The organism is Hymenobacter psoromatis, assembly GCA_001596155.1.
Classification (GTDB): domain Bacteria; phylum Bacteroidota; class Bacteroidia; order Cytophagales; family Hymenobacteraceae; genus Hymenobacter.
In genome coordinates, this window is sequence record CP014771.1 from 4,164,601 (window position 1) to 4,187,105 (window position 22,505).

Sequence of the window (22,505 nt, forward strand, 5' to 3'; positions counted from 1 at the left end):
GTGCTCGCAATGACAAACGACGACCTGCAAATTCTACAAAGTCGTCCTTTTGTCCTCGTCCACCGTCAGCACCTCGCGGGCGCGCTGGGTGTCGCGCTGGCGGCGGCTGGGGTTTTCGCGGCCGAAAAGCTCACTCAGGTTGTTGAATTCTTTGGTATGCAGCAGCGAGATGCCGGCGCGCGGCTGGTTCACGGTGGTCACGATGTTGTCGCGCGGGGTGGTTTCGTAGCGCAGCTTTGCCCGGAACTTGCCGTCGGGCCGCAGGAAATATTCGAGGCTGAAATCGCCAATCAGCGACGACTGCGTGTAGGGTAGGCCGGTGGCCGGGTTGATGGTCGAGGTGTTGGCCGAGTTGCTGATGCCGCCCTCGCGGGTGAGGCGCAGGCGGCCGTTCAGGAACGAGTAGCTGAGGCGCACTTGCAGCGCCTGGAGCTGGTCGGCGGTGAGGCCGTTGATATTGAAGTCGATTTCGAGGTTCTGGTCAATCTGCGAAGTCAGCAGGCCGAGCTGCGACGAGATAATCTGGCCCAGGCTGTTCTGCACCGCGTTGCCCTGCCCCGTGAGCGAAACGCCGCTGAAATTACTGTTGTTGGTCGGCGACAATGTTCTGAAAACCAGCAAGCTGAATACCTGTCGGTTTAGCTCCTGCTCGTCGTTGCGCAGCAGCGCGATGAACGCGGCCAGGTCGTTTTGCAGCGAGCTGGGCGCGTCGTCAAACTCCAAAGCCAGCTTGATAACCGGCAGCAGCAACGGCCCGGTCAGGTTCATTACGGCCGTGACGGGCACCACCGCGCCGCTCGTGCCCGCGCCGGTGCTCGACAAAATCGGGGCCAGCGAGGTGCGTTGGGTGTAAGTAGCCGTCACGTTCATCTGGCCATCGAGCGGGTCGCCGTTCCAAGTAATAATGCCGCCCGGCCGCACCACAAACTCCTTGTTTACCAGTCCTTGCAGCGTGAAATTATACGCCCCGCGCACAATCTCGACCTGCCCATACATGTTAAAATCGCCCCGCGTGTCGATGTTCAAACGCAGCTGGCCGGTGGCAGTGCCCCGAATCACGTCGCCGGTGGCCTCGTCCAGCAAAATCTCCAGGTAGGCATCGGGCGTCACCGTCAGGTTCATGTTCAGCCGGATGCCCGAGAGGTCCACCTTGTCCTGCGCCGCCACCACGGCCGTCCGCCGCGTCTGGCGGCGCAGCATCGAGTCGGGCAGGTTGTGGTTCACAAATTTGATGTAGCTGGCCTGCTCCGCCTTGGCCGCGTTATCGAGGGGTAGGGCTAGGCGGGTGCCGGCCTCGGAAGTGGCCTGCACGTCCACCACCAGGTCGTCGGCGGGGCCGCGCACGGTGGCCGTGCCCGTGGCGTAGGCTGTGCCGAAATACAGGTCATTGTCGCGCCGCGTGGTGTGCAGCACCTGAAACTTGCGGAAGCTGGCATTCATGCTCAGCACCATGTTCTGAAAGCCCTGGTGCCGGATGAGGCCCGTCACGGTGCCCAGGTTGCCCTGCTGGTCACGCAGCTGCACATTGTTAAAGCTTATCGAGGTAGTAGTGAAGCTGATGCGGTCGGCAAACTTATACGTTGTGCCCAGGTAGCCGAAGGTGAAGCGGCCATCCGTGACATCGACCGCGCCGGCCAGGGTAGGGGCACCGAACATGCCGCCGAGCTGCAGCTGGCCCCGCCCGGTGCCGCCCAGGTTTTGCAGAATGCTCCCCAAAAACGGCTGGGCCAGCACCACCGGCGCGTCGTTCAGCTCGCCGGTCAGGTTGAGTTGCTGCGTCGCGGAGCCAGGCGCCAGGTAGCCCGTCACCGTCAGTACGCGCTGCTGCTGGCGGGCCACGTCGAGGTTCACGCGCAGCTGGCCGCTGGGGTTGTCCCAGTCGCCGCGCCCCGCCACCTGCCCGATGGGCGTGCCCTCGTACACGAGCGAATCGACGGCTAGCGTGCTATTGATAGCCAGCTGGTTATACACGCCGCTCACGGCCGCCTGCATGTTTAGCCGCCCGCCCAGCCGCTGCCCGATAACGGAGGTCAGCGCCGACAAATCGAAGTTGGTCACGTCGAGCTTGAGCGGCGGCTTGCGCGCATCGGGCGAGATAACTCCCTGCGCGCTAATGCGTTCGTTGCCGCTGGTGAGCGAGAAGTTCTGAATATCAAATTCCCTACCCCCCCCGCTGATGCGCACCGAGTTATCGGCCGCAATCGTGTATTCCTGGTCCAGCAGGTGCAGGCCGCTTTTGCGGAAAATGACTTGCACCGCATTAGGCAAAAACTCCAGCGCCCCGTTGATGGTGGCCCGGTTGGTGGTGCCCGTCTGCGCCAGCGAGGTCGAAAAATTGATACGCTGCTGGTCCCACACGCCTTCCACCACGAATTTCTCGGTACGGCCCAGCCCTGGCAGCAGCTGTTGCGCCGAGGTTACGCTGGCCTGCGCCAGCACTTCGGGCTGGTAAGGCAGCTTGGAAGTGGTGAAGTCAAACTCGGTGGCCACCGTATGCACCGGCCCGTACCAGATGCTGTCAAACTTGCCGCCAAGCTGCAAAATCGACGTTTCGCCCTGCCGGAACGAGCCGTCGAGGTGGCTGTGGTCGGCCAACTGCAAGTCGGGCATAAACAGGTTCAGCACGGGGTTAAGGTGCTTCATATTCACCTCCAGCTCAATGGCATAGGTGGGCTGATGCACCTGGCGCTTGCGCCGGTAGTAGTCGGCCGTGGCAGCGGCGTTACTCTCAAAATTGAGCCGGTACTCGTGCCACAGCGTCTGCAAGTCGCGCGAGACCGTGGCAAACTCAAAGGCACCGTTGGCCACCACATCCACCAGCTCCGAGCGCAGACTCACCGCGCGCTGGCCGCGGCGGCTGCGGGTGCTCAGCACGTCGAGCGTGTCGAGGTCGAGGCGCTGGCCGCGCAGCGCAAAGTGCGAGCCGCGCAGCTGCACGGTGCCCAGCAGCGAGTCAAGCTGGGTGCCGCGCAGGTTCACGCGGGCCGTAGTGCTCAGGGTCAGCGGCACGCTCAACAGGCCCAGCGTGCCCAGGTTGGCGTGGGCCACGTTGGCCAGCACGTCGATGTGCTGGTGCTTGGGGTCGAGGTTGAAATCGCCGTTGGCGGTGAGGCGCACGGCCGGGTCGGCGGCGGTTACTTTCCCCTTAAAGCCCTGCCCGGCAAAGTCGCCGTCGAGGCTCAGGTTGTGGTAGCGGTAGCCGGCCAGCCAAATGGCGGGCACCGTCACCACGGCGTGGCCCTTGGCCACGGGCGGCTGAAAGCCGGTCCCCTGCACCTTGCCACTCAGCGTCACGTCGCGGATAAACGACTCATCACCAATGAATTTGCCCACGTTGAAGGCCGTGCTGCGAATAGTACCTTCATACACGGCGTGGTCAAAGTCGCTCTTGGTTTTCAGGTTCACGTCGGTCGAAACCGCGCCCAGCGCCGTGTCGAAGTTGGCCTTGCCCACGAAGTCGTTGTAGAAACCCAGGAACTGCCCGTCCAGCTTTATCAACCCCAGCCGCTGCACTATCTTATTAGCCGAAGGGTCCAGGAAGCGGCGCAAATCGGCGGCATCCACCTGCGAAGGTTTCAGACGCAGGTCAAGGAAGCTTTCGCGCCAGTGGGGCAGATTGTCAGCGTGAGCGCGGGTAGCAAAAATGTGCGTGCGCTGGCCGTAGCGCAGGTCCAGGTTCTTAATCTGGAAGTCGCGCACGTAGCCTTTCGCATCGCCCGAGATGAAAACGGAATCTTTCAGCGCCGCTAAATCGGGAGCAAATTTGGCAATGTCGTCGCTATAGAGCCGGGTGCCGCGCAGTCGGGCTACTACCCGCATCGAGTCATTAAAATCCGAAAAATTGTCGAAGCGCCGGTATTCAAACCGCACGAAATTTTGCAGCACCGAGCGCCCCACCCGCAGTTTCAGCCCCCCAAACTCCCAGAAGTGCCGCTGAAAAATAATGTGCGCTGTCAGTTCCTGAATGCGCGTGTGCGAGGGCGTGTCCACGAGGCGCAGGTTCGTCACCTGCACGGCCGTGGTGTCGCCGTGGGTGGTCAGGTTGGAGATGTCGGCGTAGATGCTGTCGGCCCGGATGTGGCCGTAATCGACGCTGCGGCCGTAGTGCGGCTTGCGGGGCTCATCCACCAAATCACGCACGAAGCTGCCGTTGCGAATCGCCACGTCATGCAGCTGAAAATCAAATGGCTGGGAGGTTGTGCGAGTCGTGTCGGGCGGCCCGCTCAGCCGCCTGATGGCCGCCAGAAACTGGTCCAAAGTGGTCGAATCGGGCTGCCCCGCCACGGTGCGCAGCACGAAGCGCGGCTCGGTGAGCGTGAGCGTGCCCACGTGCAGGTGCCGCGGGTCAAATATTGAAAACAGCTTAATGTCCGCATCGGCCCTACCCACCCCAAACAGCTCGCCGCCGCGCCGGTCCAGCACCCGCACGCCCTCCAGCAGCACGTGCGAAAAGGGCCGCACATCGACGCTGCCAATCGTCACGGACTGGCCCAGTTTCGTGCTCAGCACGTCGGCAATCTCGTGCGCCACCCGCGTTTGCACGCTCGGCACGCGCAGCGCCAGCAGCGCCCCGCCCACCACCAGCACCAGCACCACGGCCAGCCCAAGCAAGATTCGGAACAGAATACGAAGGACGCGACGCACGAAAAAGGGCGAAAGCAGGTTAAAAAAAACGCCCAGGCGAGCCGGTACTAACGCAAAGGTGCAGCTTTTCGCGCGTACCAGTCGGCCCAACGTAGCCCACGGCCCGTGGGTTCGCCCGACCTTTGCGGAGGCTTCGCCAATTGAAAATAAAGAATTTCAGACCTGATATTCTGCATTAACTCATGTTGTTACAAAATGAGTCGCAAAAAAGAACGTCATTCCGAGCTTGCCGAGGAATCTCGTTCGCACCGTTGCGGTAGTAACCCAATGATGCAAGCAAGATTCCTCGGCAAGCTCGGAATGACGTTCTTTTTTGCGGTTCACAACCAATGATTTCTCATTCCGAATTCTAAATTCAAAAAATGACCCTTCTCGCCATCGAATCGAGCTGCGACGACACCGGCGCGGCGGTGTTCCAAAACGGCCAGCTGCTGAGCAACGTGGTGGCCGGCCAGGCCGTGCACGAGCAGTATGGGGGGGTAGTGCCCGAGCTGGCCTCGCGCGCGCACCAGCAGCATTTGCTACCCGTCGTCACGGCCGCGCTGCGCCGGGCGGGCATCACGAAGGATGACCTCGACGCCGTGGCCGTGACCCAGGGGCCGGGCCTGCTTGGCTCCTTATTAGTAGGAAATTTATTTGCCAAGAGCCTGGCGCTGGCGCTGGGCAAGCCGCTGCTGGCCGTGAACCACATGCGGGCGCACATTCTGGCGCATTTCATCCGCGAGCCCAAGCCGGTTTTCCCGTTTCTGTGCCTCACCGTGAGCGGCGGCCACACGCAGCTGGTGGTGGTGCGCGGCGCGGCCGAGATGGAAATTCTGGGCCAGACCATCGACGACGCGGCCGGCGAGGCGTTCGACAAAACGGCCAAGCTGCTCGGCCTGCCCTACCCCGGCGGCCCGCGCCTCGACAAGCTGGCCCAAACCGGCAACCCGCGCCGCTTCGACTTTCCGTTGGGCGCGCTCGATGGCTACAATTTCTCCTTCAGCGGCTTGAAAACATCGGTGCTCTATTTTCTGAAAAAGGAAACCGCCGCCTACCCCCCCTTTATCGCAGAAAACCTGGCCGACCTCTGCGCCAGCATCCAGCACACCATCGTGCAAACGCTGCTGCGCCAGCTCAAAAAAGCGGCCCAGGCCACCGGCCTGCGGCAAGTGGCGCTGGCCGGGGGGGTAGCGGCCAACTCGGGCCTGCGCCAGGGCCTGCAAGCGCTGGCCGAAACCGAAGGTTGGGAAGTATTTATTCCTGACTTCGAATTCTGCACCGACAACGCGGCGATGGTGGGCCAGGCGGCCATTTTTCAATACGAAGCCGGCGACTTCGCCAGCCAGCTCACTAGCCCTGACCCACGCCTGAAACTGACGTAAACAGTGTAAGATAAGCTTTAGCTTGCCGTATCATTGACCAAATAGATGCCAAAACGGCAAGCTGAAGCTTATCCTACACGCGCAATACCTTTACGCCCGCGCCGATTAAATCCGCGTAATCTGCAGTAATCTGCGATTTATGAAAGACAAGACCCCCGCCAACGTCAACATCAAAAACCGCCGCGCCAGCCATGAATACACCTTCCTGGCCAAGTACGACGCGGGCATGATGCTGCAAGGAACCGAGATAAAGAGCGTGCGCGCCGCCGAAGTCAACCTCCAGGACGGCTACTGCACCTTCGACCACAAAGGCGACCTGTGGGTGCACAGCGTGCGCATAGCCCCCTACACGCCAGGTACTTACAACAACCATGACGCCATGCGCGCCCGCAAGCTGCTGCTCAACAAGCGTGAGCTGCGGCAGCTGGCCGGCAAAATGGATACCGGCCTCACCATCATCCCGTTGCGCCTCTTCGTAACGGACCGCGGCTTTGCGAAACTCGAAATCGCGCTGGCCCAGGGTAAAAAGCTCTTTGATAAGCGCGAAGACCTCAAGGCCAAAGACCAGAAGCGCGAAATGGAGCGCTTCCGGTGAGGAGAATTAAAATTGTCCGTCATTGCGAGCTTGCGAAGCAATCGCACCTAAACGATGGACGAACGGACGCGAACGTGCCGATGCGATTGCTTCGCAAGCTCGCAATGACAGACGTTTACTTTTCAGGTACGCTAGTTAAAGCTATGCCCTTTAGGGCAAGACTTTAGTTGCTACTCACTTTTGCCGGTCTTGTTCAGGCAAGGCTGTTTAATTTTTGATTGTCAGTTAGTTACTGCTATTTGCTCAATGACCGACGCCAGCGTTTAGCCAGCAGAATTTCATTCTAAAGCGACCCACTTTCAGTGGCTTCTTTCAGTCGGCTTTAGCCGAAACCGCCGAATTCCATTCGCTTTCAAACCTATGGACTTACAGTCCATAGTCGTTTAGTCTATTTCATCTTACTGATTTTGAACCACGGTATTTGCGCGCTCAGCGCCGTTCCGGTTCGCGCCGAGCCCACCGACCGCGCCGAGCTGGTCACCGAATTATTGTTTGGCGAGTGCTACACGGTGCTGCAAACCCAGGGCAACTGGCTGCGCATCGAAGCCGCCGCCGATACTTATCTGGGCTGGATTGACCTCAAGCAGCACCGGCCCGTGAGCGCCGCCTACTTCGCCGCCTGGCGCGGCCAGGACCACCCGCGCGTGCTCGACGTAGTGCAAGTGGTGTCGAGCGCCGACCGCCGCCAACCCATTACGCTGGGCTGCCGCCTACCCTTTTTCGACGGCATGACGTTGCGGCTGGGTGATGATAACCCGCTGTTTTTCAACGGTGCGGCTACCAACTTGGCGCAGTCGTGCCTGCCCGAGCGCCAGCTGGTGCTGCTGCGCAAGATGGGCCAGCATTTCCTGCAAGCGCCCTACGTGTGGGGGGGTAAGAATATTTTTGGCATCGACTGCTCGGGGCTGATGCAGACGCTGTTTGGCCTCATTGGCGTGCAGTTGCCGCGTGATGCCCGCCAGCAGATTACGCTGGGTGAGCCCGTCGATTTTGTGACCCAGGCTCAGCTCGGCGACCTGGCTTTTTTCGATAATGCCGACGGTGCCATCGTCCACGTGGGCATGGTTTTCGACGACGGCCTCATCCTGCACGCCTCGGGCGAAGTGCGCCTCGACCCGCTCGACCACCACGGCATCTTCAACCGCGAGCGCCAGAAATACGGCCACAAGCTGCGCCTAATCAAGCGGTTGTTGTAGCGCGAAGTTTCCACTTCGTGCGCGAACGCAGCGAGCAGGCGGCACCACGCGGGGCGAACGACGATGTTCGCTGCGCTCGCGCACGAACTGGAAAGTCCGTGCTACTTACCACCCAACCGGCTGCTCGCCGTGCTTCTCCAACCACGCATTGGCCTGGCTGAAAGGCTTGGAGCCGAAAAAGCCGCGGTCGGCGGAGTAGGGCGAAGGGTGGGCGGCCTTCAAAATCAGGTGCTTACTGGCGTCAATCAGTTCTTCTTTCTTCTGCGCATAGGCTCCCCACAAGATAAAAACCACGTGCGGCCGGCCCGCCGACACCCGCCGGATAACTTCATCCGTGAATTCTTCCCAGCCTTTTTTCTGGTGCGAGCCGGGGGTAGCGGCCCGCACCGTGAGGGTAGCATTCAGCAGTAAAACGCCCTGCTGAGCCCAGCGGTCGAGGTTGCCGTTGGCGGGCGCGGGCGTGCCGGGCAGGTCATCTTGCAGCTCTTTAAAAATATTTTGCAGCGACGGCGGGGTGCGCACGCCCTCATTCACCGAAAAAGCCAAGCCGTGGGCCTGATTTTTGCCGTGGTAAGGGTCTTGTCCCAGGATAACCACTTTCACTTCCTCAAATGGGCACGCGTCGAAGGCATGAAAGATTTGCGAGCCCAGCGGGTACACGGTGGTGGTGGCATATTCGCCCCGCACCCAGGCCGTGAGCTTTTGAAAATAGGGTTTTTCAAATTCGGCGGCGAGCACCGGCCGCCAGCTTTCGGCAATTTTGACCATGAGAAAGAAAAGTAGGAAATGGAAAAAAGTAGCTAACAACTAAACCACGAAGCCTCGCGTTGAGGCCTCAAAACCAAACTCGCGGGGCCACTGTTGCCCCGCGAACGTAATTTCGCCGGCCGCCGCTATGCCAACTACCACTACGCAAGGCGTAACCGTTACGGTTACGACCAATTACCTGCCCGATTACTCCAGCCCCGCTCAGGAGCACTTCGTATTTGCTTATCGCATTGATATTCGAAATGATAGCGAGTTTACCATCAAGCTTTTGCGGCGGCACTGGTACATTTCCGATGTCAATACCGGCCAGCGCGAAGTGGAGGGCGAGGGCGTGGTAGGCCGCCAGCCCGTGCTGGAGCCCGGCGAGGCCCACCAGTATATGAGCGGTTGCAACTTAAAGTCGGGGGTAGGGAAAATGCGCGGCACCTACCTTATGGAGCGCGTGGCCAACGGCGAGCATTTTCGGGTCAATATTCCCGAATTTACTCTCATGGTGCCGTTTCGGATGAACTAGGAGTTGGTGCCTGGTGCGTAGTGCCTGGTGCTTGGGTCGTTCAATCGAACCATAATCCCAAGCACCAGGCACTACGCACCAGGCACCAAATCTATGCACCAACTACTCGCTTACCTTCGCCACTGGCTGTTGCGCTCGGGCAATGCTCATGGGCTGCATTCGCCCTTCGTGTTTGGGCTCTACACTACCGTTATTCGCCACGACGGCGAATTTCGCGCCTACCCCCTCGTTGAGAAGCGAAGGCAGGAGCTGCTGGCCAGCGACCAGGTGCTGGAAGTTACTGATTTCGGGGCCGGCTCGCAGGTGGCCGGGGCCGGCGGGCGCCGCCGGGCGGTGCGCGACATTGCGCGCCACGCGGCCAAGTCACCGCGCCTGGCGCAGCTGCTGTTTCGGCTGGTCAACCACTTTCAGCCCGCCACTATTTTAGAGCTGGGCACCTCGCTGGGCCTCACCACGGCCTACCTGGCGCTGGCCAGCTCGCGCAGTCAGGTCATCACTTTCGAGGGCTGTCCCAACACGGCCGCCGTGGCCCGCGAAACGTTTGAGCAGCTGAAAATCAAGAACGTGCGCCTAGTGGAAGGCAACCTCGACCAGACGCTACCCGCCACGCTGGCCGACTTGGATAAGCCGCTCGATTTCGTGTTTTTCGACGGCAACCACCGCTACGAGCCTACGCTACGCTACTTCGAAGCGTGCTTGGCTAAGGCCCACGAAAACAGCGTGTTCGTGCTGGATGATATCCATTGGTCGGCCGAGATGGAGCAGGCGTGGGCCGCCATTAAGGCTCATCCGGCCGTGACGGTGACGGTCGATTTATTCTACGTGGGGCTGGTATTTTTCAGAAAGCAGCCCCGCCAGGATTTCTGGCTGCGGTATTGACCACAAGTGCTTGGTAGCATCGGTGGAAGCTGAAATAGCACTTTGTGTTACGCATCCAGCCCGTTAAGCTCAATGTCGCCGCTGGGGCGCACAGCCTCGCGCACGCGGGTGAGGCGTTGAAGCAGGGCTTCGAGTTGGTCGAGGGGCAGCATGTTGGCCCCGTCGGAGAGGGCGGTGGCGGGGGTCGGGTGCGTTTCGATGAACAGGCCGTCAGCGCCCACGGCGATGGCGGCCTTGGCGATGGTTTCGATGAGGGCGGGCTGGCCACCCGTCACGCCGCTGGCCTGGTTGGGCTGCTGCAAGGAGTGCGTCACGTCCATCACCACGGGCACGCCGAAGCTGCGCATGGTGGGCAGGTTGCGGAAGTCCACTACTAAGTCGCTGTAGCCAAACGAGTTGCCGCGGTCGGTAAGGATGACGTGCGGGTTGCCGGCACCCTGCACCTTGTCCAGTGCCCAGCGCATGGCCTCGCCATTGAGAAACTGGCCCTTCTTGATATTCACCACCTTGCCGGTTTTGGCGGCGGCTACCAGCAGCTCGGTCTGGCGGCAGAGGAAGGCCGGAATTTGCAGCACGTCCACGTACTCGGCGGCCAGCGCGGCCTCATCCGATTCGTGAATATCCGTGACGGTAGGCACGCCGATTTCGCGCCCCACTTTTTGCAGAATGCGCAGCGCCGTTTCGTCGCCAATGCCCGTGAACGAGTCGAGCCGCGAGCGGTTGGCCTTGCGGTATGAGCCCTTGAAAATGTAGGGAATCTGGAGTTTATCGGTGATGTGCTTGATGCGTTCGGCAATGCGCAGGGCCATGTCTTCGCCCTCGATAACGCAGGGCCCGGCCATCAAAAAAAACTGGCCCGAGTTGGTGTTGCGGAAGTGGGGTAGGGCCTGGGCGAGGGAGGTGAGCATGGGTAGATGAGTAGTTAAAAAAAGAACGTCATGCTGAGCTTGTCGAAGCATCTCGCTCGCATCGTTGGACGATTAAATTAGTGTTGCAAGCGAGATGCTTCGGCAAGCTCAGCATGACGTTCTTTTTAAGTTAAAAGATTAGTAACAGGTTTTCGCAGGCAAATAAACAGCTCGCGGCCGGCGCGGGCCGTCAGCGAGTTATACGCCGTTTCGAAATGCACGAACTCAAAATACGGCGCGAAATAAGCCCGGTATTCTTCGCGGCTGCCGCCGAAGGGCGGCTCGGCGGCGTTGGGAAACTCAGTGTCGAAGAGCAGGCCCACTAGCTTGCCGCCGGGCCGCAGCAGCGCGGCGCACTGCCGGGCGTAGGCGGGGCGCAGGCTCGGGTCGAGGGCGCAGAAAAACGTTTGTTCGATGAGCAGGTCAAAGGTTTTGGTGGGGGGTAGGGCGAAGAAATCGGCTAGCCAGAGGTTTTCTTTGGGAAAGTCGGGCACGCGGGCGGCCAGCGCCGCCAGGGGCTCGGGGGCCAGGTCGGCTACCACCACATTGCGGAAGCCCAGGCGGTGCAAATATTCGGCCTCGTAGGCCCGGCCGGCCCCCGGAATCAGGATGCGGGGCTGCTGAGCTACAGGCAGTTGGTCGAAGTAGGCGCGCAGGGGAGGGGTAGGGCGGCCAGCGTCCCAGCTGGCGCGGCCGGGGGTGGCGTAGCGGGCCTGCCAATAGGCCGCATCGAAGGGCGGGAAAACCGTTTGCACAGGAGCCAAGTATAAAGAGAGCCGCAGCCGATTGGAAATTTCGCCTATTTTTACCCGCGGCAAAGGTAAGTAGCGACCAGGCCGGCCCTGGTTAGCAGCTTTGCATTCTGCCACTTCATCCACTCAGCCCCCCTTTTTTATGGAGCCTAAACAGGAATATCCCGAACCCCGTCAAAACAACAGCCGCGTACTTTTGTGGGTCGCCCTCGTGCTCGTGCTGCTGGGCATCAACGGGGTGCTATTTTACCTGAATTCGCAGAAAAAGACTGAAAATGAGCAGCTTACCACGCAAGTGCAAGCGAAAGACACCAAGCTGCAAGCGCAGATAAAGGAGTACGAAGATTTGAAATCCAGCTATGAGCGCCAGAGCCAGGACCTGCAAAAGCTGGGCCTGAGCAACGACTCGCTCAATGCCCGCATTTCCGGCATCAATGCCGATTTGCTGAAGCTGCGCTCGTTTAAGGCGGGTTCGTTTTCGCTGGCGCAACAGCAGATTTTCAAGCAGCGCGCCCTCAATCTGGAGAGTCAGCTCAAGAAAAAGGATGAGCAGATTGCCGATTTGAAAAAGTCGAACGAAAATCTGTACACCGAGACTACGACCCTGAAGGAGCGGCAAAACAAGCTGACCGATACCATCAGCACCATCGCCAAATCTAACCGCGACCTGAGCGATAAAGTGACGACGGCCTCGCGCGTGCAGGCCAGCAACATTCACGTGAGCGTGCTCAACAAGCGCGACAAGGAGAAGGACGACGCCAAGGAGGAGTTTAAGGCCCGCAAGGTGGACCGCGTGAAGGTGACGTTCAGCCTGGGCCGCAACGACGTGACGCCCAAGGACACCAAAACCATTTACATGCGCATTCTGGAGCCCGACGGCGCAGCCCTCTACAACCTGAGCACGGGCGGCGGCACCTTCACCGTGGATGGCCAGGAAGCTTTCTACACCATGAAGCAGGACGTGGTGTTTGACAACACCAAGCAGGCGCTCAACTTCGTGTATGCCAAGGGCAGCGACTACAAAATCGGCCAGCACACGGTCGAGCTGTACGAAGGTGGCGCGTTGATGGGCAAGACTACTTTCACGCTGAAATAAAGCGCGTTAGTAGTTTAGTTGTACTAATAAAGAACGTCATGCTGAGCTTGTCGAAGCATCTCGCTCGCCCAGTTTGGTTGCTAACCTGACGGCGCTGGCAAGATGCTTCGACAAGCTCAGCATGACGTTCTTTTTTAACCGTTTCGTATTCCTGACAAGCCCCTACCCCCTATTATGCCCGCCCAAGCGCTGTTGAGCTGGAGCGGCGGCAAAGACTCGGCCCTGGCCCTGCACCACGCCCGGCGCGACCCGCGCTATCACGTAGCGCATCTGCTCACGAGCGTGAACGCCCACTACGAGCGCGTGTCGATGCACGGCGTGCGGGTGGCACTGCTCGAAGCGCAGGCGGCACGCATTGGCCTGTCCCTCACCCAGTTGCGCCTGCCCGAAACGCCCTCGATGGTGGAGTACGACCAGGCGCAGCAAGCAACGCTGGCCGGCCTGCGGGCGCAGGGCGTGGAGGCTGCTTTTTACGGTGATATTTTTCTGGAAGACCTGCGGGCCTACCGCGAGCAGCAGCTGACGCGGGCGGGGCTGCGCGGCGAGTTTCCGCTGTGGCAGCGGCCGGGTGCCGAGTTGTTGCGCGAGTTTCTGGACTTGGGTTTTCAAGCGATAACCGTGTGCGTGAACGAGCGCTGGCTCGACGCCAGCTTCTGCGGCCGGCTGCTCGATGCCGATTTTTTGCGCGACCTGCCGCCCGGTGTGGACCCCTGCGGCGAAAACGGCGAATACCACAGCTTTGTGTTCGACGCGCCGTATTTCAGCGCGCCCATTCCGTTTGAGAAAGGCGAACTGGTGCGCCGCTTATATGCGCCGGTTGCGGATAGCCCGGCCTTCTGGTACCAGGATTTATTAGCAGTGTAGGGTAGGCTTTAGCTTGCCGTGAAGGGAAATGTGCGGTAAGCTTTAGCTTGCCGTTTTTTAAAAGCAAAAGCCAAATTTGCGGGCTGCTTCACGGCAAGCTAAAGCTTACCGCACATCTGCTACCCTACATTTCGGGCGACTTTGCAGCCCTTCCTTTCATTTCTCCTTCGCTTGCTCACTAAAAAATACCTGTGGCTGCTGCTGTTGCTGTCGGCCCCGCTGCTGGCCCCGGCCCAGCGCCGCCCGGCTGCTCGGCCGCACTTGCGCCACGCGGCCCCTACCCCCCCTAAAAAGGCCGAAGCGGGGCAGGCACCCGCATTTTTGCGCTACCTGCACTCAAGCTGGGTCGATAGCCTGATGCGCGTGCTCACGCCCCGGCAGCGGGTGGCGCAGCTTTTCATGCTGGCCGCATATTCCAACAAACCCGCTATTTACCAGGACTCGATTTCGACGCTGATACGCGACTATGGCATTGGCGGGCTGATATATTTTCAGGGTGGGCCGGTGCGGCAAACGCGGCTGCTGAACCGTTTTCAGCGCGAAAGCCGAGTGCCGCTGCTGGTGGCGATGGATGGCGAGTGGGGCGCGGGCATGCGCCTCGACAGCGTGCTGAAATTCCCGTACCAGATGACGTTGGGCGCGGCCCCGGTGGCCGACTCGCTGCTGATTTATGACATGGGCCGCGAGGTGGCGCGGCAGTTTCGGCGGCTGGGCATGCAAGTCAATTTTGCGCCCGTGGTGGATGTTAATAACAACCCTAATAACCCGGTAATCGGCTTCCGCTCGTGGGGCGAAAACCCGGCCGCCGTGGCGCGCCTGAGCCGCCTCTACATGCGCGGGATGCAGCACGCGGGCGTGCTGGCCGTGGCCAAGCACTTTCCCGGCCACGGCGACGTGGATGCTGACTCGCACCTGGGCCTGCCGGTGGTGCGCGTGGACCGCCAGCGCCTCGATACGCTGGAGCTGCCGCCCTTCAAAAGCATGATTGCCAACGGAATAGGCGGCATAATGGTGGCTCACCTCAACGTGTCGGCCCTCGATACCGTGCGCGGCCCCAGCACCTTGTCGAAGCCCATCGTGACGGGCTTGCTGCGCCAGCAGCTGGGTTTTCGGGGGGTAGTGTTTACCGATGCCATGAACATGAAGGGCCTCACCAACCTGGTGCCGCCCGGCGAGGCCGAGGTGCGCGCGCTGCTGGCCGGCAACGACGTGCTGGAGTTCAGCAAAAACGTGCCGCTGGCCCTCACCAGCGTGCTGGCCGCCGTAGACAGCGGGCGCATTTCGCAGGCGCGCATTGATGAAAGCTGCCGGCGCGTGCTGGCGCTCAAGCAGTGGGCCGGCCTGCGCCATTACCAACCCATCGCGGAGCAAAACCTGTTTGCCGACCTCAACCCGCCGCACGCCCGCTACCTGGCCCACCGCCTCACCGCGCGCAGCCTCACGCTGCTGCGCAACCAGCGGGATTTCCTGCCCTTGCAGCGCCTCGATACGTTGCGCCTCGCAACCCTGGTGCTGGGCGGCGAGCCGGCCGACACCACGGAATTTCAGCGCGCCGTGACGGATTACGACGCCCAGGTGGCGCACTTTCACCTGCCGGCCGCGCCTACCCTCGATGAGCTGACCGACATGCGCGCCCGGCTTTTTGGCTACGATGTGGTGCTGGTGGCGCTGCAAAACCTGGGCCGCCTGCCCGCCACCAACTTCGGCATCGCGCCCGAGGCCAACGTGCTGCTACGCGAGCTGACCAAGCCCGGCCAGCGGGTGATTCTGAGCATCTTCGGCTCGGCCTATGCAGCGGCCAAGGTGCGCGACTTTGACCGGGCCAGCGCCGTGGTCATGGCTTACCAGGAAAGCCCCGACGCGCAGCAGCTGGCGGCGCAGCTCATTTTTGGAGGGGTAGGGGCCGTTGGTAAATTGCCCGTGACCGCGGCGAATAGCCTGCCCGCTGGCTTCGGCCTGACAACCCAGCCCGGCCTACGCCTGGCCTATGCCCACCCTGAGGATACGGGCATGAACAACCGCCTGGAGGCGCGGGTGGACAGCATTATGCGGCAGGCGCTGGCGGCCGGGGCCACGCCCGGCGGGCAGGTGCTCATTGCCCGGCGCGGGGTAGTGGTGCTACGCAAAAGCTACGGCTACCAGCAATACGCCGGGGCTGGGCCAGCCCCTACCCCCCCGCCAGCGGGGAAAGCTGCCTTACTAGCCGCAAGCAGCATGGCCAGCGAGCCCGGCGCGCAAGCCGCCAGCGTGGCGGCCGCGCCCCGCGCGCTGCCCGCCGCCGGTCCCCGGCCAGTGCAAAACACCGACCTCTACGACCTCGCCTCGCTCACCAAAGTGCTGGCCGCCACGCCCGCGCTGCTTAAGCTGCAGGAGCAGGGCAAATTCAGCCCTAATAGCACGCTAGGGCAGTTTTTTCCCTTCCTGAAAAAGACCAATAAGGCTAGCTTGAAGCTGCGCGACGTGCTGGCCCACCAGGCCGGCCTGCCCGCCTGGATTCCGTTCTGGAAAGCCTTTGCCAAGGCTGATGGCAGCCTGCGGCGGCGCTGGTTTCGGGCCGATTCGTCGCGGCGCTTTCCGCTGCCGGTGGCGCGCGGGCTGTGGGGAAGTCGTCGGCTGCCCCAGTATATCTACCAAAAAATCGGGGCCGCGCCGCTCAACGCCAAGCCGGGTTACGTGTATTCGGATTTGTCTTTTTACCTCTACCCCGAACTGGTGCGGCGGCGCACGGGGCAGCCTTTTGAGCAGTTTTTGGCGAAGGAAGTGTACCGGCCGCTGGGCTCGGGGCTGCACTTTCAGCCGCTGCACCACGCGCCATTGCGCCGCATCGTGCCCACGGAGTACGACTCGCTTTTTCGGCACCAGCTGCTGCACGGCTTCGTCGATGACGAGGGCGCGGCGCTGCTGGGCGGCATCTCGGGCCACGCGGGCCTTTTTGGCTCCGCCAACGACGTGGCGCAGCTGGCGCAGGCCTACGCCTGGGGCGGGCGTTACGGCGGCCAGCAGCTTTTCAGCCGGGAAATTCTGGCTGACTGGACGCGCCAGCAGTCGGCCGGCAACCGGCGCGCGCTGGCCTTTGACCGGCCCGCCAGCCCGGCCGCCGGCAACACCGCGCCGGGCGCTTCGGCGGGCAGCTTCGGGCATTCGGGCTTCACGGGCACGTATTTCTGGGTTGACCCCGAACGGGAATTGGTGGTCATCGTGCTCACCAACCGCGTCAATCCCTCGCGGCGCAACAATAAGCTGAGTGAACTGAATGTGCGGACCCAGATTCAGCAGGTGGCGATTGAAGCGCTGCGATAGGGGTAGGAATTTTTCGCGCAGTCGTTCGGGCTTCGTTCAACGAGGCGAGCGAGATTCCTCGGCAAGCTCGCAAGGACGTTCTTTCTGGCAGTTTACTTCATAACGAGTATAATACCCTGCAACACTGCGCGAAAAATTCCTACCCCCTCGCCTGCTCGGCCATCAGCCAACTCATGGCCTCAGCTTCGGTGATGCACTGGTTCATGCGGAAGGGCTCGTGGTGGGCATAGTCAGTAGGCTCGGGCACGAGGCCATCCTGCTGAAACTCCTGGCGCAGGCCGGGGGCCATAAAATATACCAGGCGCACGGGTGCGCCCAGCTCGCGCACCGCCTGGTCGTAGTAGGTATTAAGCAACCAAGCTAGGGTAGGGTCCGCGCTGCGGCCACGCCGCCGGATGTCGAGCAGCCAATAGTGGGCCTCGAAGTGCCGGGCGGCGGCCAGCAGGTCGACGTAGTCACGAAGGGCTTCGGCCTCCATAACGGGGCGGAGCCAGCGGCCCACCAATACCCGAAAATCGGGCTGATAGCTTATTTCAAGGTGTTCGGAAGCGGCGTACTGGTCGGGCATGAAAACGGTATTCCTGGTGGACCAGGCAGGTGCTTTTTAGCTGGCCTAACGAATGGCGCGCGCGAAGTGTTCGGTTGGCTTTAAAAGAAGCGTGGGGGGTAGGGCCGGGCAGCCCCTGGCCCCTATCTTCCGGACACTATCTTAATTCCTACCCTACCCCCCGCTTATGCTCGGACTAATGATGCAAACGCCCCTGCGCATCGCGGGGCTGATTGAACACGCCGCCAAATGGCACGGCACCACCGAAATCGTGTCGCGCCTGCCCGAGGGCGGCCCGCTGCACCGCTACACCTACGCCGCCGCCCACCAGCGCGCCAAGCAGCTGGCCAATGCTCTCAGGCGCCTGGGTATAAAAGAAGGCGACCGGGTGGGCACGCTGGCTTGGAATACGCACCGGCATTTCGAACTGTACTACGGCATCTCGGGCCTCGCGGCGGTGTGCCACACCATCAATCCGCGGCTGTTTTTTGAGCAGTTGGTGTACATTATCAACCACGCCCAGGACCGGCTGCTGTTCTTCGATAGCACCTTCCTACCCCTCGTTAATAAGCTGGCGCCGCACTGCCCTACCGTTGAGAAATGGATTCTGATGACCGGCCCCGAACACCTGCCCGCCGACTCGGCCCTGCCCGGCTTGGCCAGCTACGAAAGTCTGCTGGCTGCTGAAAGCACTGATTTTGAGTGGCCGGTCTTCGATGAAAACACGGCTTCGTCGCTCTGCTACACCTCCGGCACCACCGACGAGCCCAAGGGCGTGCTCTACTCGCACCGCTCCACGCTGCTGCACAGCTACGCCGCCTCGCTGCCCGACTGCTTCAATTGCGGCGCGCGCGACGTGATTTTGCCCGTCGTGCCCATGTTCCACGTCAATGCCTGGGGCGTGCCCTACCTGGCGGCGCTCAACGGCTGCAAGCTGGTGCTGCCCGGCCCCGCGCTCGACGCGGCCAGCTTATATGAATTATTTGAAAGCGAGAAGGTTACGTTCTCGGCTGGCGTGCCCACCATCTGGTTTGGGCTGCTGACCTACATGCGCGAGGGCCAGCGCCGGTTTTCCACGCTGCGCAAGATGATAGTGGGCGGCGCGTCGTGCCCGCCGGCCCTGCTGCGGGCCTTCGACGAAGAGCTGGGGGTAGAGATTCGGCACGCCTGGGGCATGTCCGAAACCTCGCCGCTGGGCACTGTTAGCACCCTCAAGGCCAGCCAGCTGGAGCTGCCTGAGGAGGCGCGGTTCTTCTATAAAATCAAGCAGGGCCGCGTCATTTTTGGCATCGACATGGAAATCGTGGACGGCGAGGGCCAGCCGCTGCCGCACGACGGCGTGGCCTTTGGCGACCTGCTGGTGCGCGGGCCGTTTGTGGTGAGTGACTATTTCGGCTCGCCTACCCCCGGCCAGCTCACCGCCGATGGCTGGTTTCGCACCGGCGATGTGGGCACCATCGACCCCGAAGGCTTCCTCAACATCACCGACCGCTCGAAGGACGTGATAAAGTCGGGCGGCGAATGGATTTCGAGCATTGACCTCGAAAACCTGGCCATCGCCCACCCCGGCATCGCCGAGGCCGCCGTTATTGGCGTGCCGCACCCCAAGTGGAGCGAGCGCCCACTGCTGGTAGCCGTGCGCAAGCCCGGCCACGAGGTAACCGGCGAAGAATTACTGGCCTTTTTGGACGGTAAAATCGCCCCCTGGTGGCGGCCCGACGCCGTGGAATTCGTGGCTTCCCTACCCCACACTGCCACCGGCAAGCTGCTCAAAACGCAGCTGCGCAAGGACTTTGCGGGCTACGAGTTGAAGGGCTGAGAAGAGTAAACTGGTGCCAGAAGAACGTCATTCCGAGCTTGCCGAGGAATCTCGCTCGCGCCGTTCGGGTATCGTTCAACGGTGCGAGCGAGATTCCTCGGCAAGCTCGGAATGACGTTCTGTTTGCCCGATTGTTTTTGCCCGATTATTAAAAATAAAAAGCCCCGCTGGCGTCAACCAGCGGGGCTTTTTTATAAAATCCGAAACCCTACTGCCGCTCCTGCAAATAAGGCGCGAGCACCTCGTAGGCTTTCTTGGCGCGGGCCTCGTCGTGGACTTGAGCCGCCGCCTGGTACACGCTCTGCAGGGTGAGCAGGTAGCCGCGCTGCGAGTCGTCAAACAGCGCGCCGTCGTGGGTCTGGTAGTAGCTCAGGATGTTGATGCTGCGGGTCGTGAGCTTGTCCAGGATGGCGTTGGCCTTGTCCTTTTCGCCCACGGCGTAGAGCACCGGCACCAGCTGCGGCGTGTAGTAGTCGAAGGGCACCGCGCTGTCGGGCATCACGGCCAGGCATTTGTTGGCTACTTCCTTGGCCTTGGCCAGGTCGCCGGCGGCCACGTAGGCATTGGCGAGGCGGGCAAATTTATCGCGGTAGTTGGCCGGGAAACGCAGGTTGTTTTCGTCGTAGAACACGCTGGCGTTGTCGAGGCCGCGGTACCGGAATTTGTTCATCAGGTCATCATAGCAGATGGATTTCTCCACGTAGCCCTCGTCGGCGCGGCGGTCGTAGTGCGGGTCGCGTAGCGGCAGCAGGCGGTAGGCCATGCCTTCGAGCTGGAAGTAGGGCTGCAGGTTCATGTAGTCTGCCGGGGCCACCGTGGAGCTGAAATAAATGGGCCGCTTCCAGTTGTTGGTGGCAATCATGTCCAGAATCACCAGGTTTTTCTTCTCGATGGCGCGCTTGCCCATGCTCCATTCCAGGTGGCTCACAAGCTGGTGCTGGCGGTCTTTCGGGATGATACCCAGCGCTTTCACCGCCGTCGTATCCACGTTCAAATAAAACTTGGGGGTAGGGAAGGTCATGGTCGAGTAGTTGCCTTCGGTGTATTTCAGCAGCGGGCTACCCTGGCCCACGAGGCTGATGAACTGCTTGAGGTCGAGGCTGTCCACGGCCGGGTTGGGCGAGAAGGGCAGCATGTCGTTGTTGCCTTGCGCGTAGGTCGCGTCGCTCATCGAGATGGGCACCGGCTGCGAGAGGTAGGCGCGGCGCTTCATCTGCTGAATGTACCAGTCGGTGTTCAGGTACGAGAGCACGGCCACGCGCACGTCGGTGCGCACGCCTTCCACCTCCTGAATGTACCAGAGCGGGAAAGTGTCGTTGTCGCCGTTGGTGAACAGGATGGCGTTCGGCGCGCAGCTATTGAGCAGGTTGCGGGCCGAGTCCACCGAGTTGAAGCGGTCGGTGCGGTTGTGGTCGTCCCAGCCCTGCGCCACCAGAATCGTCGGCGAAATCAGGCCCAGCAAGATGGCCACGGTGGCGCGGGTATTCTCGGCCCGAAGTACCGAGGCCAGTACCTGGCCCAGCCCAATCACGCCCAGGCCAATCCAGATGGCAAACGCAAACGTGGCCCCGCAGAAGGTGTAGTCACGCTCGCGCGGCTCCAGCGGCGGCTGGTTGAGGTACACCACAATAGCGATGCCCGTGAACAGGAACAGCAGGCCCACGATAAGCGCGTCGTGCCCGCGCCGCCGAATCTGCACAAACAAGCCAATAAGGCCCAGAATGAAGGGAATGGCGTAAAAATTATTGTGCGCGAAGCTGCCGCCGATGCGGTCGGGCAGCGTGCTCTTGGGCGGGCTGAAGGGCGTCACCACGCCCGCCTGCTGCACATCGGACTCGCGCCCGATGTAGTTCCAGCCGAAATAGCGCCAGAACATGTGCCCAATCTGGTACTGGAACAGGAAGCCCAGGTTCTGGCCCATCGTGGGCTTCACGCCCTCCTGCAAGTCAGGTACCCACTTCTTATACTCCTGAATATGAGCCGGTTCGTAGCTGTAGATGCGGGGTAAGAGCATCTTGTCGGCGTCGTTGTAGCCGGGCTCCTGGGCGCGGGGCAGGATTTCGACGTAGCGGCCATCCTGGCGCTTGTAGCGCGGGGCGCCTTCCTCGTAGTGGTCGGGCTGGGCGTTGAACTGCGGGCCGTAGAGCAAGGGCCGCGAGCCGTACTGCTCGCGCTTGAGGTAGCTCACGAAGCTCAGCACGTCCTCGGGGTCGTTCTCGTTGATGGTGGGGTGAAACGACGAGCGAATCGGCACAATCAGATAAGTCGAGTAGCCGATGAGGATAAAGGTGAAGCACAGCATGGCCGTGTTCAGCAGCTGGCTGCGGCGCTGGTACGAGAGCCGAAAGCCCAGCCAAATCAGCGCCACGAACAGTAGCAGGAAGATAACCAGGCCCGAATCGAAGGGTAGGCCCAGCGTATTGACGAAGAACACCTCAAACCAGCCCGCCAGCGTGGGCAGGCCCGGAATGATGCCTACCAGCACCGAACTCACAATGATGAGACTGATTACCAGCGTAATAATACCGCCCACCACCGTAGGGTTGGCCGAGCGGCGGTAGTAGTAGATGAACGCCAGCGCCGGCACGGCCAGTAAATTCAGCAAGTGCACCCCGATGCTGAGGCCGATGACGTAGGCAATGAGGATGAGCCACTTATCGGAGTCGGCGTCGCGGGCGTGCTCCTCCCACTTCATCATTATCCAGACCACGGCGGCCGTGCACAGCGATGACATGGCGTACACCTCGCCTTCCTCGGCATTGAACCAGAACGAGTCGGAAAACGCGAACGAGAGCGCGCCCACTACCCCCGCGCCCAGAATGAGCAGCGTTTGGTAGCTGGTCGGCTCGGGCGTTTCGGTCTCAAACTCGGTGCGGGCCACCAACAACTTGCGCCCCATGCGGGTAATAATCCAGAACAGGAACAGCACCGTAAACGCGCTGCTAAGCCCCGACAAGGCATTTACCAGCACTGGCACCTTGGTTACATCGCCGAAGCTAAGCAAGGACATCAACCGGCCCAAAATGAGGAAGGTCGGCGCGCCCGGCGGGTGCGGCACCAGCAGCTTGTAGGAGCAGGCAATGAACTCGCCGCAGTCCCAGAAAGAGGCCGTGGGCTCCAGCGTGAGCATAAAGACGACAGCAGCGATGGCAAATACCACCCAGCCGACTAGGTTATTCAACCGTTGAAAAGAACGCATACGGGACAAAAAGGGCCGGTCGCCACTGCCAGAAGCAGCCGCCAGCCAACCAGAGGGAAA

At 61.2% G+C, this 22,505-nt stretch carries 15 protein-coding genes; 9 read left to right on the plus strand and 6 right to left on the minus strand.

Going from position 1 to position 22,505, the window contains the following annotated elements; all coding sequences use genetic code 11:
• Window positions 1-33: 33 nt before the first annotated feature.
• The gene (locus A0257_17800) at window positions 34-4,611 is read right to left on the minus strand and encodes a hypothetical protein (protein ID AMR28766.1); all 4,578 of its coding nucleotides are present in this window, start codon (window positions 4,609-4,611) and stop codon (window positions 34-36) included.
• A 395-nt stretch (window positions 4,612-5,006) separates the two neighbouring features.
• Here A0257_17800 and A0257_17805 point away from each other — a divergent pair, with 395 nt between their 5' ends.
• The 3 genes from A0257_17805 (at window position 5,007) to A0257_17815 (ending at window position 7,799) form a co-directional block, all read left to right on the plus strand.
• Window positions 5,007-6,008, plus strand: a complete 1,002-nt coding sequence (locus A0257_17805; protein ID AMR28767.1) for a N(6)-L-threonylcarbamoyladenine synthase TsaD — start codon at window positions 5,007-5,009, stop codon at window positions 6,006-6,008.
• A 139-nt stretch (window positions 6,009-6,147) separates the two neighbouring features.
• Window positions 6,148-6,603 carry an SsrA-binding protein gene (locus tag A0257_17810; protein ID AMR28768.1) on the plus strand — a complete coding sequence of 152 codons (456 nt, stop codon included), beginning with the start codon at window positions 6,148-6,150 and terminating at the stop codon, window positions 6,601-6,603.
• A gap of 419 nt (window positions 6,604-7,022) precedes the next feature.
• On the plus strand, window positions 7,023-7,799 hold the full coding sequence (locus A0257_17815; GenBank protein ID AMR29834.1) for a hypothetical protein: 777 nt from the start codon (window positions 7,023-7,025) through the stop codon (window positions 7,797-7,799).
• A gap of 105 nt (window positions 7,800-7,904) precedes the next feature.
• Here the strand turns inward: A0257_17815 and A0257_17820 are convergent, their stop codons facing one another.
• Window positions 7,905-8,567 (minus strand): uracil-DNA glycosylase, encoded by a 663-nt coding sequence (locus A0257_17820; GenBank protein ID AMR28769.1) that lies wholly within the window; start codon window positions 8,565-8,567, stop codon window positions 7,905-7,907.
• Window positions 8,568-8,694: 127 nt separating this feature from the next.
• Between A0257_17820 and A0257_17825 the strand changes: the two genes are divergently transcribed.
• A complete protein-coding gene (locus A0257_17825) occupies window positions 8,695-9,081 on the plus strand; it encodes a Co2+/Mg2+ efflux protein ApaG (GenBank protein AMR28770.1) in 387 nt (128 codons plus the stop codon).
• A gap of 93 nt (window positions 9,082-9,174) precedes the next feature.
• Window positions 9,175-9,960: an SAM-dependent methyltransferase gene (locus A0257_17830; protein ID AMR28771.1), complete on the plus strand. Its 786-nt coding sequence runs from the start codon at window positions 9,175-9,177 to the stop codon at window positions 9,958-9,960.
• Between the two features lie 47 nt (window positions 9,961-10,007).
• Here A0257_17830 and A0257_17835 read toward each other — a convergent pair whose 3' ends face one another.
• Window positions 10,008-10,868, minus strand: a complete 861-nt coding sequence (locus A0257_17835) for a 3-deoxy-8-phosphooctulonate synthase (protein AMR28772.1) — start codon at window positions 10,866-10,868, stop codon at window positions 10,008-10,010.
• 125 nt (window positions 10,869-10,993) lie between these two features.
• A complete protein-coding gene (locus A0257_17840; GenBank protein AMR29835.1) occupies window positions 10,994-11,623 on the minus strand; it encodes an SAM-dependent methyltransferase in 630 nt (209 codons plus the stop codon).
• 139 nt (window positions 11,624-11,762) lie between these two features.
• Between A0257_17840 and A0257_17845 the strand changes: the two genes are divergently transcribed.
• The 3 genes from A0257_17845 to A0257_17855 all read left to right on the plus strand — a co-directional run bounded on the left by A0257_17845 (window position 11,763) and on the right by A0257_17855 (window position 16,880).
• A complete protein-coding gene (locus tag A0257_17845; GenBank protein AMR28773.1) occupies window positions 11,763-12,716 on the plus strand; it encodes a hypothetical protein in 954 nt (317 codons plus the stop codon).
• A 174-nt stretch (window positions 12,717-12,890) separates the two neighbouring features.
• Window positions 12,891-13,580: an ATP-binding protein gene (locus tag A0257_17850; GenBank protein AMR28774.1), complete on the plus strand. Its 690-nt coding sequence runs from the start codon at window positions 12,891-12,893 to the stop codon at window positions 13,578-13,580.
• A gap of 363 nt (window positions 13,581-13,943) precedes the next feature.
• Complete coding sequence (locus A0257_17855; GenBank protein ID AMR29836.1) at window positions 13,944-16,880, plus strand: serine hydrolase; 2,937 nt, start codon at window positions 13,944-13,946, stop codon at window positions 16,878-16,880.
• A gap of 139 nt (window positions 16,881-17,019) precedes the next feature.
• Here A0257_17855 and A0257_17860 read toward each other — a convergent pair whose 3' ends face one another.
• Window positions 17,020-17,448, minus strand: a complete 429-nt coding sequence (locus A0257_17860) for a hypothetical protein (GenBank protein ID AMR28775.1) — start codon at window positions 17,446-17,448, stop codon at window positions 17,020-17,022.
• A gap of 166 nt (window positions 17,449-17,614) precedes the next feature.
• On the opposite strand from A0257_17860, the gene A0257_17865 reads away from it, so the two are divergent.
• A complete protein-coding gene (locus A0257_17865; GenBank protein ID AMR28776.1) occupies window positions 17,615-19,246 on the plus strand; it encodes a long-chain fatty acid--CoA ligase in 1,632 nt (543 codons plus the stop codon).
• 208 nt (window positions 19,247-19,454) lie between these two features.
• Here A0257_17865 and A0257_17870 read toward each other — a convergent pair whose 3' ends face one another.
• On the minus strand, window positions 19,455-22,445 hold the full coding sequence (locus A0257_17870) for a glycosyltransferase (protein AMR28777.1): 2,991 nt from the start codon (window positions 22,443-22,445) through the stop codon (window positions 19,455-19,457).
• Between the last annotated feature and the right edge of the window lie 60 nt (window positions 22,446-22,505).